Source organism: Marichromatium purpuratum 984, assembly GCF_000224005.2.
Lineage (GTDB): Bacteria > Pseudomonadota > Gammaproteobacteria > Chromatiales > Chromatiaceae > Marichromatium > Marichromatium purpuratum.
Map to the genome: position 1 here is coordinate 3,359,060 of NZ_CP007031.1, position 15,158 is coordinate 3,374,217.

Genomic DNA, 15,158 nt, shown 5'->3' on the forward strand with positions numbered 1-15,158 from the left:
TATAGCCCAGGCGCCCGGCGGTCGACCTTCAGCAACCAGGGACGGTCTGAACCGCAAAGACCCAAAGCGCGCAAAGCGCTGACGGGATGACCACCTCCAGTGGTCCCCCAGACTCGCCCACCCGCAAGCAACACCGCTCGCCGGGGATCGCCGAGCAAGCTGAATGCATCCACAGGCGACAGGACGCTGTTAGCACTCTGCTCCTTTGTGTCTTTGCGGTTCAATCATCCCCCTGGCGAGACCCTCGGCTTTACGGCAAGATGAAGCGCTTTTCGCGCCCGATCGGGCGACCGAGGACCCCGCATGAACCAGATTGCCGCCCCCTTCTGGGAGACCACCCCGCTCGAGCTGATGGACGCCGAGCAATGGGACGCGCTCTGCGACGGCTGTGGCAAGTGCTGTCTGGAGAAGTTCGAGGACGAGGACACGGGTCGCATCGTCTATTCGCGCATCGCCTGCGCCCTGCTCGACCTCGACACCTGCCGCTGCCGCGACTACCCCAACCGCGCGCGTCACATGCCCGACTGCATCACCCTCACCCTGGCGCACCTCGACGACCCCACCTGGCTCCCGGAGACCTGCGCCTACCGGCTGCTCGCCGAGGGCCGCCCCCTACCGCGCTGGCACCCGCTGATCAGCGGCGACCCGGAGTCGGTGGTCGAGGCCGGCGAGAGCGTGCGCGGACGCGTGCTCAGCCCGGAGACCGGCGAGAATCCGCTGATGCACCTGATCGACTGGGTGCGCTGAGCCGCCGCGCTCAGACCGCGCGGGTGAGCAGCGCCCGCGCCCCGGGCACGACACCCTCAGGCAGGCGCACCCGCACCGTCCAACCCGCACCCGGCGCGACCTCGAGCGGCGCGCCCTCGCGATCGCTGAGCGCTTCGAGACGGAACGGGTGGTTGCCGCCCGGGCTCATCAACTCCAGTTGATCGCCACGGGCGAAGCGGTTACGCACCGCCACCTCGGCCCAGCCGTCGCGTACCGCCAGCACCTCGCCGACGAACAGCTGGCGCTGGTTGCGCGAGGCGCCGCAGTCGTAGTTCTGCAGCGCCGGATCGGCGCCGTGACGGCGATAGAAGCCCTCGGTGTAGCCCCGATTGGCCAGGCCCTCGAGCGCCTCGAGCAGGTCGACACGGAAGGCGCGCCCGGCGAGCGCGTCGTCGATCGCCTGACGATAGACCTGGGCGGTGCGCGCGACATAGTAGTCGGACTTGGTGCGCCCCTCGATCTTCAGACAGTCGATGCCGATCTCGATCAGCCGGGCGACGTGCTCGACGGCGCGCAGATCGCGCGAGTTCATGATGTAGGTGCCCTGCTCGTCCTCGAACACCGGCATGTACTCGCCCGGGCGTTCACCCTCCTCCAGCACGAACTCGGGCTCGGCGCCACCCACCTCGCCCAGGCGGTAGCGCCAGCGACAGGCGTTGGTGCACACCCCCTGGTTGGCGTCGCGGTGGTTGAAGTACCCCGAGAGCAGACAGCGCCCGGAATAGGCGATACAGAGCGCGCCGTGGACGAAGACTTCCAGCTCGGTGTCGGGGCAGGCCTCGCGGATCGCCGCGATCTCGTCGAGCGAAAGCTCGCGCGAGAGGATCACCCGCTCGACCCCCTGCGCCGCCCAGAAGCGCACCGCCGCGGCGTTGACCGTGTTGGCCTGCACCGAGAGATGGATCGGCAGCTCGGGCCAACGCTCGCGCACCAGCATGATCAGCCCGGGGTCGGCCATGATCAGCGCATCGGGGCCGAGCGCGACCAGTGCGCCGATGTCGTCGACGAAGGTGCGCAGCTTGGCCCCGTGCGGCATCAGATTGACGGCGAGATAGAAGCGCTTGCCGAGATCATGGGCCGTGGCGATGCCGGTGGCGAGCGAGGCGGCGTCGAAGCCGCCCTTGCGCACCCGCAGGCTGTATCGGGGCAGCCCGGCGTAGACGGCATCGGCACCATAGGCGAAGGCATAGTCGAGATGGCTGGGGCTGCCGGCCGGGGAGAGCAGCTCGGGACGGGGCGACATCGACATCAGCGCAACTCCACCTCGAGATCGAGCCGCTCCTCGGCGCCACGCAGGATGGTGACCGCGACCCGCTCGCCGGGGGTGCGATCGAGCAGCGCCAGGCGGATGTCGGCATAGTCGGCGATCGGGCGCCTGGCAAGGGCGAGGATGCGGTCTCCCACCGCTACCCCGGCGGCCTGCGCGCCACTGTCGGCGGCAAAGCCGACCACGCGGGTGCCGGCCCCTTCCTCGCCCTCGCCGAGCTGCACCCCCAGCAGCCCGGCCGGGGGCAGCTCGGCCGGGGCGGGGTAGAGATAGAAATCGGCCGCCGGCGGCTCGATCGGTCGTCCCTCGCCGTTGAGCAACACCGCACCCGGCAGCCCGAGCCGGCGCTCGACCCGGTCGGGGATGCCGATGCCGTACTCGAGGTGCCCGGCCCCGGCGAGCACCACCAGGGTGCGCTCGGGGTTGGCGGCGAGATAGTCGGCGGCGCGCGCGGCCATGCCCTCGTCCCACAGCAGCTGGACCTCGATGAAGTGATCGAGATCGCGCTCGTCGCCGAAGGGGTGCTGGGCGAAGATCTCGCGCAGCCGTTCGCGATAGGCCTCGTCGGGCGGAGCGAGCGACGCGGGCAGGGCGGCGCGCTGGTGACGGTCGAGCCCGTCGATGCCGACCTCGCCGACCCGACGGGTGAGGGCCTGGTCGAGATTGAGCGCGATCAGCGGGATCTCGTGCTCGCGCGCAAAGCGCAGGATCGGACGATAGAGCCGGTAGTCGAAGCGCCAACGCTCGAAGTACTCGGTGCGGCGCAGCATCTGCGCCTCGTCGATGGCGCCGGCGACATAGGCGTCGAGATGGATCTGGAAGGGCTGCTGGAAGCACTCCAGAGCGATCGCCAGCGGCTTGCCACGGGCATGCAGGCCGCGGATCACCGCCAGCTGGTCGAGATGGTCGGCATAGCGATCATGGTGTTCGCCGACATAGACCACACGCCGCTCGGCGATGCGCCCGAGCAGGGCCTCGACCCCGGTCAGCGCATCGAGTTCGAGCACCCGGGTGGCCGCCCCCGCCACAGGCTCGGCATCCCGCGCGAGGACACTCGCCCCCGGCGCCGCCAGCACGACGGCGACGGCAATCATCGCCAAGCTTTTGTAGGACACGTCTCACCCCGCTGGTTTCGGGCCACCGCGGCCCGCATGATTGACCAGGTCACGCGCTCTGCGTTTCCCTCGAGCATCGAGAAGAAACGCCGAGCACCGACCCTGTTGCCCGGGGCACACACCGCCCCGCTCCCTATTCTGCCGAGGATCCGGATACTGATGCGACACTTGATCCTTTCAACCCTGCTGCTGCTCGGCCTGATCCCAGCCCAGGCCGCGCCACAGCCGCCGCTCGTCGAGCACCAGCTCGCGGTGCACATCGACCCTGCCACCGGCACCCTGGAGGCGAGCGATCGGCTGCAGCTCCCCGCCGGGCTCGACGACACCCTGCTGCTGCTCGATGCCGGACTCACGCCCACCGTCGGCGACGAGACGGCGACCCTCACCCCGGTCGGGCGACGCGGCCACCTCACCGTCTATCGGTTGCGACACGCCGGCACCGGGCCGCTCACCCTCGACTACCGGGGTCAGATCCGTCACGGCCTGCGCCGCCAGATCGAGGGGGTTGGACGCGACCGACAGTGGTCGCTCGGCACCATCAGCGGCGATGGCATCTTCCTCTCCGGGGCCAGCGGCTGGTACCCGCTGCTGCCCGGGCAGCGACTGCGCTTCACGCTCGATGTCACCCTGCCCGCGGGCTGGATCGCCGTCTCCCAGGGCAGTGGTCCCGGCGCGGCACCCGAGTCGGGACGCTCACAGTGGCGCGAGACGCAGCCGCAGGAGTCGATCTATCTGGTCGCCGCACCCTTCACCCTCTATCGCGACAGCAGCGAGGGCATCGCCACCCAGGTCTATCTGCGCGCGCCCGACCCCGCACTCGCGCGACGCTATCTCGACGCCACCGCCAGCTATCTGCGCGACTACGCCGAGCGCATCGGCCCCTACCCCTACGCCAAGTTCGCGCTGGTCGAGAACTTCTGGGAGAGCGGCTATGGCATGCCCTCCTTCACCCTGCTCGGCTCACGGGTGATCCGCCTGCCCTTCATCCTCCACACCTCCTACCCGCACGAGATCCTCCACAACTGGTGGGGCAACGGGGTCTATGTCGACGCCGACTCGGGCAACTGGAGCGAGGGGCTGACCAATTATCTCGCCGACTACTGGCAGCGCGAGCGCGCCGGCACCGGGCTCGAGGCGAGACGCGAGATGCTCAAGGCCTACGCCGATCACGTCCACCACGGCGAGGACTTCCCGCTGAGCGCCTTCCGTGCCCGTCACGACGGCGGCTCCCAGGCGATCGGCTACGGCAAGGGGGCGATGGTCTTCCACATGCTGCGCCGCCGCCTCGGCGACGACACCTTCGACGCCGGGCTGCGCCGCTTCTATGCCGACAACCGTTTCCGCGCCGCCGGCTACGCCGAGCTGCGACATGCCTTCGAGCAAGTCTCGGGCACCGGCCTCGGCGAGTTCTTCGCCGCCTGGGCCGAGCGACCCGGGGCGCCGACCCTGGCGCTCGAGGGAGTCAGACTCGAACAACACGACGGCCAGATAGAGGTCCACGGCGAGATCCGCCAGACCCAGCCCGGCGCGCCCTTCCCGCTGCACCTGCCGCTGCGACTCGCACTGCCCGACGGCAGCAGTCGCACGGTCTGGATCGACACCACCGAGCACGCCCAGGCGTTCGGCATCGCGCTCGAACAGCGCCCGCTCGCCCTCGCCGTCGACCCCGGATTCGACGTCTTCCGCACCCTGCTGCCCGGCGAGACCCCGGTGGCACTCGGCAACCTGTTCGGTGCCGAGCAGGGGCTGATCCTGCTGCCAGCACGGGCGCCGGCAGCATTGCTCGACGGCTATCGGGCGCTGGCCGAGCGCTGGCGCAGCGGACATCCGGGCTGGCGGGTGGCACTCGACAGCGCGTTCGAGACCCTGCCCGAGCACGGCGCAATCTGGCTGCTCGGCTGGGAGAATCGCCATCGCGCAACCTTCGAGCACGCCGTCCCCGACCCCACCGCAGCGCCCCCGACGCAACGTCTCGACGGGCTCGACAGCATCGTGCTCACCGCCACGCGTGGTGAACAGCCGCTCGCCTGGCTCGGCACCGAGCTGGCCGAGGCGCTGCCGGCACTGGCCCGCAAGCTGCCGCACTACGGCAAGTACGGTTATCTCGGTTTCGTCGGCGCACGCGCCGAGAATCGGCTCAAGGGACAATGGCCGAGCGGACCGAGCGCCCTGACCCACCGCTTCGCCCCGGCACCTCAATGAAGACGTCACGACCTGCGCCAGCGCACCTGCATTAGGGACAGAATTGGCTAGAATTCGACGGACCCAACGACAGCCGGATACCGGCTCAAGGATTGACCATGCCCATGTCATCACGCTCGCTGAAGCGTCTCGTCTTCCTCGCCACGCTCGCCGTCGCGCTCGTCGCCTGCGGGCCGGTCTATCGCACCGAGTACAGCTATGTCCCCCCGGCCGACCGTGCCGGCAAACAGTGTCTGAACCAGTGCCTGAACATGCGCGCGATGTGCCGCAGCCAGGCCGAGAGCCGCGCCGCCAATGCCCGCGCCGACTGCGAGCGCAACGCCATGATCAACTATACCGCCTGCATGGCCACGGCCAAGAGCGACAGCGAGCGCAGCAAGTGCTCCGCGACCAGCTACTGCAGCCAGGACGCCGACACCAGGCAGTGCGAGGAGGAGTACCGTCTCTGCTACGAGAACTGTGGCGGCACCGTCAGCAGCTATCAGGTCTGCGAATACGGTTGTTGACGCGCACCGGGCTGGCGCCACGACGCGCCAGCCCTCAGCAGCGATCGACCACGCAATTGCGCCCCCCTTCCTTGGCGCGGTAGAGACAGCGGTCAGCCACCGAGGCGAGCCGATCGTAGTCGGTCTCGCCCGGCTCGGCCTGGGCCAGCCCGATGCTCAGGGTCAGCGCCCGGGTGCATCCCGCCATCTCCAGCGGCGCACGCGCCAGCGTCTCGCGCAGCTTGTGCGCGAGGGTCGCAGCCCCATCCAGGTCGGTGTCGGGCAACAGCAGCGCGAACTCATCACCGCCGAGCCGCGCCAACAGGTCCTGGCGCCGCACCAGCCCCTGGATCACCCGTACCACATGACGGATGGCAGCATCCCCCGCCGCATGCCCCAGCTCGTCATTGAGCTGCTTGAGCCGGTCGAGGTCGAAGAGCAGCAGCGAGACCGGCGTCCGCGACCGTTGCGCCAGCGTCATCCGGCACGCGAAACCGGCGAGGAAGCCACGCCGGTTGGCCACCCCGGTGAGCGGATCGGTGTTGGCCACATGGGCCAGGCGCCGCGCGGTATGGGCACGACTGTGCTCGTAGAGCAGTGAGATCACGGTCGAGGCCAGCAAGGCCCCACCACCATTGACCATCGCCAGCCAGTTCAGGCCGAAGCCGGGATCCAACGCGATCCGCAGCCACAGTATCGACACCAGCACCACGCAGAACCCCAGCGAGACCGCCAGTCCCAACCACAGTCCGAGCACGAAGAAGGCCAGCGGCGGCAGCAACGCCGCCCAGATCAACACTCCGTCACCGGCCTCACCGGTGATCGACAGCACCGCGAGCAACACTCCGGCAAGGACCACACCGAGCAGCGGCAGAATGCGTTGGCCGTGACCGCGATACAGTCCCCAGGCGAGCCACGACAGCAGGACACAGAAGCTCCCCTCGGCGACGGCGTGGAACAGATAGCCGGTGACCCAGAAGTCGAACCAAGTGAAGAACGCGCTCAGAGCCACCCCGAGCAGCGACGCACGCAGGGTGAGACGAACCCGTCGGGCCTCGGAGTCGGCGCTAACGAGCACGATCTGGTCACACAAGGGGGGTTTCATCGGCTGGAGGGGCGCGGAGGGGCGGTCGAGCGAGCGCCGGATCCAAGGGCGCGCGTGCTGTATTGAGGAGGCAAGATACGCTCGCCGGACAGCGCGATCAATCACCGCAGGTCAGGGACCGCGAACCACGCCGTCGCCTCGAATAGGGTCAGGGCCGGTCAGCGATGCAGACGCCGACTTGCCCAGGGCTTCAATCGAGCAAACGCGCCAGCGCAGCGCCAAGGGTGACACATGGCGGATATTCGTCTCAGCCGTGACAGCGGCCGATGACCGAGGGGGTCAGGCCACCGATTGATAGTAGAGGTTCTGCGGGTGGCGGGCCTCGGCGAAGAAGTACCAACGTTCGGCCATCAGGCCGACGAACTGGACGACGAAGGCGGTCAGCGCCAAGGGGCTCGAGGCCTCGGCATGGGCCAGGGCGATCAACACCACCGGCAGCGGGAACACGGTCACGAGGAAGAAGGCCCGCACCCAGCGCAGGGTCCGCGCGCTGCGCCCGTGGAAGAATTCGCGGGTGTTGAAGCTGCCGCCGGTGGCGCCCTGGGCCTTCTGCAGCAAGGCGCTGTGACGTACCCCGATGGCGCTCTGCACCGTGCTGCGAGGCTCGAGCCGGGCGTTGCGCAGCAGGTGAGCACTACGCGAGAGCGCGGCCGCGAGGGTGAGAATCACCGCCCAGGTGCCGAAGAAGCCGACCAGCGGGTTGCCGAGCCAGGCCGAATAGGCCGCCGCCAGCATGAAGCCCGAGGCGGTACCGAGCAGCAGGAAGTTGGTCACCGTCAGCGGCGAGTGCCACTCCTCAAGGAAGCGTACCGCGGCATAGACCATCGCGGTGCAGACGAACAGCGCCAGACTCGCCAAGGTGCCGAGCACGCCGAGGACCAACGACAGGTCGACGGCCAGGGCGCCGACCCGGAACCAGGGCGCGGTCCAGCCCAACAGGTGGGTCAGCGCATAGGCCGCGACCAGTCCCATGGTCAGTGGCAGCACGATCACCTCGCGCGAGAGCCACGAGGTGCGCCAGCAGCTCGCCGCGCGCCAGGCGCGCTCGGGACGACCGAGATGGAAGAAGGAAGCGGCCAGCCCGCCGAGCAGCAGCGACAGCGCGAGCAGGCTGCCGCTGGCGTAGAAGTCCGAGGTCTGCAGCGGCAAGAAGTGGGCGATGGCATAGAGCTGTCCGGTGAACATCGCCAGGAACAGCCCCTGGCCGGCGCCGATCAGGGTGGTCAGCAGGATCACGGAGAAGGCGGGATGCATGGGCGGCTTCCTGGTTGCGGTGGACGGGAACGGCTCTTACCAGGCCACGTCGTCGACGGACTCCTCGCCGGTGTAGTCGGTGAGGTCCTCGCGACGCAGCGGGTTGTCGACCCGCTCGAGGTCCTCGGGAGCGATGTGCATCCGGGTCTTGTGGCGTGGCAGATAGTGGTTGGCGGGCTTGGTGCCCCACTCGGCCATCAGCGCATAACCGCCGCGCTCGCGGATCGCCACCGAGACCTCGGAGTCGGGATCGTGGACATCACCGAACAGTCGTGCGCTGGTCGGGCAGGCGAGCACGCAGGCCGGCTGACGGTCACGTTCGGGGAGGCTGTCGTCGGTGATGCGGTCGATGCACAGGGTGCACTTCTTCATCACCCGCTCCTGGGCGTCGAGTTCGCGCGCGCCATAGGGGCAGGCCCAGGAGCAGTACTTGCAGCCGATGCACTTGTCGTAGTCGACCAGCACCACGCCGTTGTCGGCACGCTTGTAGGAAGCACCGGTGGGACAGACCGGCACGCAGGGCGGATCCTCGCAGTGCAGACAGCTCTTGGGGAAGTGGACGGTCTCGGTGTCGGGGAAGGTGCCGACCTCGAAGGTCTGGACACGGTTGAAGAAGGTACCGCTAGGCGAGCCGTCGTAGGGATGCTCGTCGACCAGGGGACCGGCCGCGCCCGAGGTGTTCCACTCCTTGCAGGAGGTGACACAGGCATGACAACCGACGCAGACGTTGAGATCGATGACGAGGGCGAGTTGGGTCATGTCAGAGGGCCTCCTGCCACCAACGGTCAGTGATCGGCGAGACGGCGTGGCGCAGACGCCGGCACTCGCGATGCAGTCGCCGGGGGCTCATTTCTTGGAGAAGATGCCGGCCACATAGGCCTGCCAGCGGCCACGCCCCGGCTCCTGACCGGGCAGTCGCGGCATCGGCGCGAACTGCGGCGCGGTGATCGCAGGCTCCCTGGGGTCGGCCTTGTAGACCCGCACCCGCAGATCGAACCAGGCCGCCTGGCCGGTCACCGGATCGGCGTTGGAGAGGTGCGCCCCGGCGGCGTGCTCGGGCAGCTCCTCGGCGATCAGGTGATTGAGCAGGAAGCCCTTGCGCGACTCGTCGGCATCGGCCGCCAACCCCCAGGCCCCGGCGGCCTTGCCGATGGCGTTCCAGGTCCACACCGTGCCGGGCTCGACGGCCTCGGAGAAGCGACACATGCAGCGCACCCGACCGTGTGCCGACTCCACCCAGATCCAGTCGCCGTCGGCGAAGCCCTCGGCGGCGCCGACCCGTGGATTGACGAACAGATAGTTGTGGCTATGGATCTGACGCAGCCAGGCGTTCTGGCTGTCCCAGCTGTGATACATCGCCATCGGTCGCTGGGTCAGGGCGTTGAGCGGATAGCGCTCGGCATCGATCAGCCCGTCCTCGAGCGGCGCGTAGTAGAAGGGCAAGGGATCGAAGTAGGTGGCGATGCGCTCGCGTAGCCGCGGCGGCGGGCGCCGTCCCTCGCCCTTGCCCTGGGCGGCGCGACGGAAGCGCTGCAGCACCTCGGAGTAGAGGTGGATGATGATCGGGTCGGCATAGCGGATCATGCCGTGGGCGCGCGCCCAGTGCAGATAGCCCTTGTTCCAGTTGCGCATGTACTGGTAGCTCGGCGGCAACTGGTGGTGGAAGACGCAGCCGTGTTCGACATAGCGCTCCCACTGCTCGGGGTTGGGCGCGCCCTTGAGCACCTGATCGCCCTCGGCGCCGCGCCAGCCGGCGAGGAAGCCGATGCCGGAGCCGGGCGAGGTCTCGTAGTTGACGATGAAGTCGGGGTAGTCGCGGTACTTGCGCCGTCCCTCGCCGTCGACGAAGGCCGGCAGCCCGAGCCGGCTGCCGAGTTCGATGAGCACGTCCTGGAAGGGCCGACACTCGCCCTTGGGCGGCAGCACCGGCACCCGCACCGCGTCGACCGGACCGTCGAACTCGGAGATCGGCCGATCGAGCATCGACAGCACGTCGTGACGCTCGAGATAGCTGGTATCGGGCAGCACCAGATCGGCGAAGGCGACGGTCTCGGAGGAGAAGGTGTCGCAGACCACCAGGAAGGGGATGCGATAGTCGCCCTGCTCGTCCTTGTCGACGAGCATCCGTCGCACCTCGCTGGTGTTCATCGTCGAGTTCCAGGCCATGTTGGCCATGAACAGCACCAGGGTGTCGATCGGATAGGGGTCGCCGCGCCAGGCGTTGGTGATGACGTTGTGCATCAGCCCGTGCACCGCCAGCGGGTACTCCCATGAGAAGGCCTTGTCGAGCCGCACCGCCTCGCCCGCGTCATCGACGAAGAGATCGTCCGGGTCGGCCGGCCAGCCCAGCGGCAGACCGTCGAGCGGGGTATCCGGGCGCACCGCCGCGGGGTCGTTCGGCGGCTTGGGACAGGGCGGGATCGGGCGTGGGAAGGGCGCCTTGTGACGGAAGCCGCCGGGGCGGTCGATGGTGCCGAGCAGGCTCATCAGCACGCCGAGCGCGCGGATGCCCTGGAAGCCGTTGGAGTGCGCGGCCATGCCGCGCATGGCGTGGAAGGCCACCGGATTGCCGGTGACCGAGGCGTGTTCGCGGTCCCAGCAGTCGGTCCAGGGGATCGGCAGCTCGATCTGATGATCGCGCGCGGTCACGCCCATCTCGTGGGCGAGCCGGCGGATGGTCGCGGCGGGGATGCCGGTGACCTCGGCGGCCCACTCCGGGGTGTAGTCGGCAAGTCGGTCCTTGAGCAGCTGGAAGGCGGGTGTGACCGCAGTACCGTCCTCCAGGGTATAGGCGCCGAGCAGCCGCGGCTCGACGCCGGGGGTGCGGGCGCGCACCGCGGCATCGCTCGCGCGATCCCACCACAGCCGGTCCTGGGGATCGAAACAGTCGGGGGCGGCATCGGTCTCGATACGATAGAACAGACCGGCCTCGTCATGCGCCTCATCGCTCACCACCAGTTCGGCGGCATTGGTGTATTGAATGAGGAAGTCGCGATCGAACAGCCCGCGCTCAAGGATCTCGTGATTGATCGCGAGCAACAAGGCGCCATCGCTTCCCGGACGGATCGGCACCCATTCATCGGCGATCGCCGAATAACCGGTACGCACGGGATTGATCGAGATGAATCGACCGCCACGCCGCTTGAATTCGGAGATCGCGATCTTGAGCGGATTGGAGTGATGATCCTCGGCGGTGCCGATCATCACGAACAGCTTGGCGCGATCGAGATCCGGGCCACCGAACTCCCAGAACGAACCACCGATGCTGTAGATCATCCCGGCGGCCATGTTGACCGAGCAGAAGCCACCGTGGGCGGCATAGTTGGGGGTGCCGAACTGCTTGGCGAACATCCCGGTGAGCGCCTGCATCTGATCGCGCCCGGTGAACAGCGCGAAACGCTTGGGGTCCTCGGCGCGCAGTCGGCGCAGCCGGGTCTCGAGCAGCTCCAGCGCTTCGTCCCAGGAGATCTCCTCGAAGGCGCTCTCGCCGCGCTCGGCCCCGGGCCTGCGCCGCAGCGGGCGGGTCAGGCGCGCCGGCGAGTACTGCTTCATGATCCCCGAGCTGCCCTTGGCGCAGATCACCCCCTTGTTGAGCGGATGACGCGGGTTACCATCGATATAGCGGACCTCGCCGTCACGCAGATGCACGCGAATGCCACAGCGACAGGCGCACATATAGCAGGTGGTCTCCTTGATCTCGACCTGACCGAGCGCGCTATCCGAATGACTGGGAGCTTCTTGCATCGGCACACCCTTGGGGATGATTTGTTTTACCGCATTCTAATATTGCAGTCGTCTATCTTTCAAACCCAAAGATGCCGATGAAAAAGCTTATTAAATGATTGGCCTATTCATTTTATTTATACAAATGAATACCACCATGGTGACCAACGCAGGACAAGCAGACGGACCAGCGGGAAGCGGGAAGCGGGAAGCGGGAAGCGGGAACGAAAACGGACGCCGCAGGCGTCCGCAAGGGGCGGCGACGCATCCATGCGTCGCCGGCAGGCATCAGGTCATGATCAGGCGGCGTTGTAGCGAGGCAGCCAGGAGCTGAGTCGCTCACGCTCGCGCTCGAGGTCGAGCGAGAAGAAGTGGTTGAGCACCTGCAGCGCCTCGTCGAGGTTCTCGCACGGCCACTCGTTGGTGACGGTGTGGCAATTCCAGTCTTCGACGTGATAGCAGCAGTGACCACCCTTGGCGGCACCCTCGGCATCGAAGCGCAGCTTGTAGCCGGTCTGGGTGCGTGGATTCCACTTGTAACGGATGCTGTTTTCAGTTTCGTCAAACATTGTCGGGCCTGGTCCGGTTGAGCATTTGAGGGGCGGGCGATCGAGGGGAGACGCGGTACCTGTGGCCAACTGGGAACAGGAATGATGCAAATAAGCAACAAACCATCCGGGTTGCATCATCAACGCTATCTCACACTTTCAGTCTAGTACAAAAAAGCAACAGCCAACAAGCACAATCGAGTCGAAATGTCCATAAAGCTGGAAACTGATGCTGTCTTCACAAAACCCGATACAGGTTCCATCCAGGCAATCGCCCTGTGACGATCGTGGATTTTTCACAACACGAAGACCTTTTGTGTAACCTTAGCGCAACAAGACGCAGTGTACGAGAGACGGGGGTGCACCGGACGGGGCTGTTCGGACTGGCGATGGTCCAATCAAAACAGCGACTTGAAAACATCCCATCTCGACCATCGCCAGTCATGGCGCGCGATCCCGGCCAGGGGAAACAGGATGAATGAGGTGCTGGAGCGCGCAAGAAGCGACGATGAGAGGCTTCACGCACATCGCACACGATACGAATACGACGACTCCGGCGCGGCGCCGGTGGCGCCGAACGCGGAGCGGGATCAGCTTGGATGCACCGCCTCATCGCGACGCCAGCTCAGGGCCAGCGGGTCGCGCGGGTCGATATGCGGCATGAAGGGAAGCTTGCGATCGCTGTTGGTGACCTGATAGATCAGGCCCATCCAGTTGCCGAGCACGCCCTCGGCGGTGTCGTGCCAGGTGTTGTCGAGTCCGGCGACGATCCGCGCCTCGGGGAAGGGCGGCAGCGCATCCCCCCGTGCCTGCGCCGCGACCACCCGAGCGCGATACTCGTCGAGGATGGCCCGCGCCTGCAGCCCGAAGTAGGCCTCGGGGAAGGGCGGATATTCCGCGCGCTGACCGGCGAAGAACAGACGCACCTCACGCTTGTACTCCTTGAGCAGCGAGATGGTGTCGTACTCCGGGTGGCCCTGGAAGAAGACCTGACGCAGCCCATCGGCGCTCACCGCCAGGTGCACCCCGGCCGCGCTCTCGGCGAGCACGTGCAGGCCGGCGGCCTCGAACTGGGCGCGCGAGACCTCGTTGTAGCGCGAGTGCGGCACGTCGAAACAGGTGTTGACGTTGCTCACCAGGGGATGGGAGCGATCGAACACCCGGTGCGGATAGACCCCCCAGCGCTTCTCCATCAGGCGCCGACGACGCTGGCCATAGGCGAACTGCAGCACCGCATGGGTCGCCAGACAGGAGAACAGGGTCGAACAGACGTACTCACTGGCCCATTCCACCACCTCGATCAACGGCGCCCAGAACGGCTCGTCGGCCAGCTCCGGGCCGGTGACGTTGGCGCCGGTGATGATCAGCGCATCCAGCCCCTCGGCGCGAATGGTGTCGAACGACTCGTAATAGCGCTCGATATAGGCGCGGGCCTCGTCGCTACGCTTGAGCCCGTCGAGGGTGAAGGGGTGGATGTAGAACTGGGCGATCTGGTTGCTCTGACCGATCAGCCGGAAGAACTGCCGCTCGGTGGCCGCCAGCGCCGGGTCCGGCATCATGTTCAACAACCCGATGTGCAGCTCGCGGATGTCCTGCTGCAACGCGCGATTGGGCTCGAGGATGGTCTGCCCCTCCTCGCGCAACCGGCTGAAGGTGGGCAGATCGTTGTGGGCGACGATGGGCATGGACGTCTCAGTGCTCCTCTCGATCAGGCGGCCACCGCCTGGGCGGCGATCGCCGATTCGACCAACTGCAGAAAGTCTTGCTCGTCACGCACCTGGGCAACGTCCTCCGAGGAGACCGTATAGCCGTGAGGACGAGCGATGGCCTCGTAGCGCGGTACCCGCGAGTGGAACAGACGCGGGAACACCCAGCGGGTGAAGTCATCGGGTTCGATCTCGGCGACATAGTCGAGACCGCGCTCGGCGAGATAGTCGGAGACCGCCTCGCGGAGGAAGTCGGGACGATAATAGAGCGGCTTGGGATCGGCCTGGGCGCGCTCGATCAGCTTGATCTCGTCGACCTCGGGGACACGGATATAGAGGATCAGGCTGTGCGCGGCCAGGAGATCGATCACTCGCGGCTCGTCGAGTTCGCACAGGCTGCCGCCGACATCGTTGACCAGATGGGGATAGTTGTAGATGTCCTGCGCCTTGCGTACGAACTCGGGCAGGTCGAGCATGGCGGCGATCTCGGCCTGACGATAGAGCGCCTGACGGCGGCTGAACTCCTCGAGTCCGAGCCCGCCGCGCTCGGGGTTGCCGAGCTTGCCGACGAAGCTCATCACCGGCCCCAGGTCGGTGACCTTGATGTTGTTGCGCATCGAAATCCAGTCGCGCCGCAGCAGCTCGCGCAAGAAGGGATCGCGCATCGCATGCGCCTTGACCAGATCGAGGATCGGCTCGTCGAGATAACGGGTGCCGATGCGGTAGTCGCCGGAATAGTGGAACCAGTCCTGACGGCGCAGCATCGCCGACAGATGGGTCTTGCCGACACCGGACATGCCGAGCAGGGTGACGCACTTGTGGGGCCAAGCGCGGAATTCTTCGACCGTGAACTTCAAGGACAATGCTCCTGGATGCTGCGATGGACGATCACCGCGCGCCGGCGAGGCGAGCCCCGCGCCCGGCGGCGGCGACCGGGATCTGCACCCGATGGTAGTCAGTCCGTCCAGCGCTGACCAGCGTCGGC

12 protein-coding genes are annotated in these 15,158 nt (G+C 67.1%); 3 read left to right on the forward strand and 9 right to left on the reverse strand.

The features are described 5' to 3' along the window. The first annotated feature begins 303 nt into the window (after positions 1-303). A complete protein-coding gene (locus MARPU_RS14575) occupies positions 304-747 on the forward strand; it encodes a YcgN family cysteine cluster protein (protein ID WP_005224011.1) in 444 nt (147 codons plus the stop codon). A gap of 10 nt (positions 748-757) precedes the next feature. On the opposite strand, the gene MARPU_RS14580 is transcribed toward MARPU_RS14575, so the two are convergent. Both MARPU_RS14580 and MARPU_RS14585 read right to left on the reverse strand, forming a co-directional pair. After that, on the reverse strand, positions 758-2,017 hold the full coding sequence (locus MARPU_RS14580) for a peptidase U32 family protein (RefSeq protein WP_005224010.1): 1,260 nt from the start codon (positions 2,015-2,017) through the stop codon (positions 758-760). Continuing rightward, the gene (locus MARPU_RS14585; RefSeq protein WP_232229478.1) at positions 2,017-3,150 is read right to left on the reverse strand and encodes a ChaN family lipoprotein; all 1,134 of its coding nucleotides are present in this window, start codon (positions 3,148-3,150) and stop codon (positions 2,017-2,019) included. The genes MARPU_RS14580 and MARPU_RS14585 overlap by 1 nt, the downstream gene beginning before the upstream one ends. A gap of 159 nt (positions 3,151-3,309) precedes the next feature. On the opposite strand from MARPU_RS14585, the gene MARPU_RS14590 reads away from it, so the two are divergent. Further along, entirely contained in the window at positions 3,310-5,352 is a 2,043-nt protein-coding gene (locus MARPU_RS14590) for a M1 family metallopeptidase (protein WP_005224008.1), read from the forward strand. Positions 5,353-5,450: 98 nt separating this feature from the next. After that, entirely contained in the window at positions 5,451-5,858 is a 408-nt protein-coding gene (locus MARPU_RS14595) for a hypothetical protein (RefSeq protein ID WP_005224007.1), read from the forward strand. A gap of 34 nt (positions 5,859-5,892) precedes the next feature. Here the strand turns inward: MARPU_RS14595 and MARPU_RS14600 are convergent, their stop codons facing one another. From MARPU_RS14600 to MARPU_RS14630, 7 genes are all read right to left on the reverse strand, one after another. After that, the gene (locus MARPU_RS14600; protein WP_025275385.1) at positions 5,893-6,930 is read right to left on the reverse strand and encodes a GGDEF domain-containing protein; all 1,038 of its coding nucleotides are present in this window, start codon (positions 6,928-6,930) and stop codon (positions 5,893-5,895) included. A gap of 291 nt (positions 6,931-7,221) precedes the next feature. Next, positions 7,222-8,196: a sulfite dehydrogenase subunit SoeC gene (gene soeC, locus MARPU_RS14605; RefSeq protein ID WP_005224005.1), complete on the reverse strand. Its 975-nt coding sequence runs from the start codon at positions 8,194-8,196 to the stop codon at positions 7,222-7,224. Positions 8,197-8,232: 36 nt separating this feature from the next. Continuing rightward, positions 8,233-8,955: a sulfite dehydrogenase subunit SoeB gene (soeB, locus tag MARPU_RS14610; protein WP_005224004.1), complete on the reverse strand. Its 723-nt coding sequence runs from the start codon at positions 8,953-8,955 to the stop codon at positions 8,233-8,235. Between the two features lie 87 nt (positions 8,956-9,042). After that, entirely contained in the window at positions 9,043-11,940 is a 2,898-nt protein-coding gene (gene soeA / locus MARPU_RS14615; protein WP_005224003.1) for a sulfite dehydrogenase subunit SoeA, read from the reverse strand. A gap of 278 nt (positions 11,941-12,218) precedes the next feature. Continuing rightward, on the reverse strand, positions 12,219-12,488 hold the full coding sequence (locus MARPU_RS14620) for a hypothetical protein (RefSeq protein ID WP_005224002.1): 270 nt from the start codon (positions 12,486-12,488) through the stop codon (positions 12,219-12,221). Positions 12,489-13,057: 569 nt separating this feature from the next. Continuing rightward, positions 13,058-14,152: a homoserine O-succinyltransferase MetA gene (gene metA, locus MARPU_RS14625; RefSeq protein WP_005224001.1), complete on the reverse strand. Its 1,095-nt coding sequence runs from the start codon at positions 14,150-14,152 to the stop codon at positions 13,058-13,060. A 23-nt stretch (positions 14,153-14,175) separates the two neighbouring features. Beyond that, positions 14,176-15,030: a hypothetical protein gene (locus MARPU_RS14630; protein ID WP_005224000.1), complete on the reverse strand. Its 855-nt coding sequence runs from the start codon at positions 15,028-15,030 to the stop codon at positions 14,176-14,178. Between the last annotated feature and the right edge of the window lie 128 nt (positions 15,031-15,158).

Bases quoted from the DNA above. Each gene is read 5' to 3' on its own strand.
- metA (WP_005224001.1), bottom strand. From the start codon at position 14,152: ATGCCCATCGTCGCCCACAACGATCTGCCCACCTTCAGCCGGTTGCGC.
- MARPU_RS14575 (WP_005224011.1), top strand. From the start codon at position 304: ATGAACCAGATTGCCGCCCCCTTCTGGGAGACCACCCCGCTCGAGCTG.
- MARPU_RS14595 (WP_005224007.1), top strand. From the start codon at position 5,451: ATGCCCATGTCATCACGCTCGCTGAAGCGTCTCGTCTTCCTCGCCACG.
- MARPU_RS14580 (WP_005224010.1), bottom strand. From the start codon at position 2,017: ATGTCGATGTCGCCCCGTCCCGAGCTGCTCTCCCCGGCCGGCAGCCCC.
- MARPU_RS14590 (WP_005224008.1), top strand. From the start codon at position 3,310: ATGCGACACTTGATCCTTTCAACCCTGCTGCTGCTCGGCCTGATCCCA.
- soeC (WP_005224005.1), bottom strand. From the start codon at position 8,196: ATGCATCCCGCCTTCTCCGTGATCCTGCTGACCACCCTGATCGGCGCC.
- soeA (WP_005224003.1), bottom strand. From the start codon at position 11,940: ATGCAAGAAGCTCCCAGTCATTCGGATAGCGCGCTCGGTCAGGTCGAG.
- soeB (WP_005224004.1), bottom strand. From the start codon at position 8,955: ATGACCCAACTCGCCCTCGTCATCGATCTCAACGTCTGCGTCGGTTGT.
- MARPU_RS14620 (WP_005224002.1), bottom strand. From the start codon at position 12,488: ATGTTTGACGAAACTGAAAACAGCATCCGTTACAAGTGGAATCCACGC.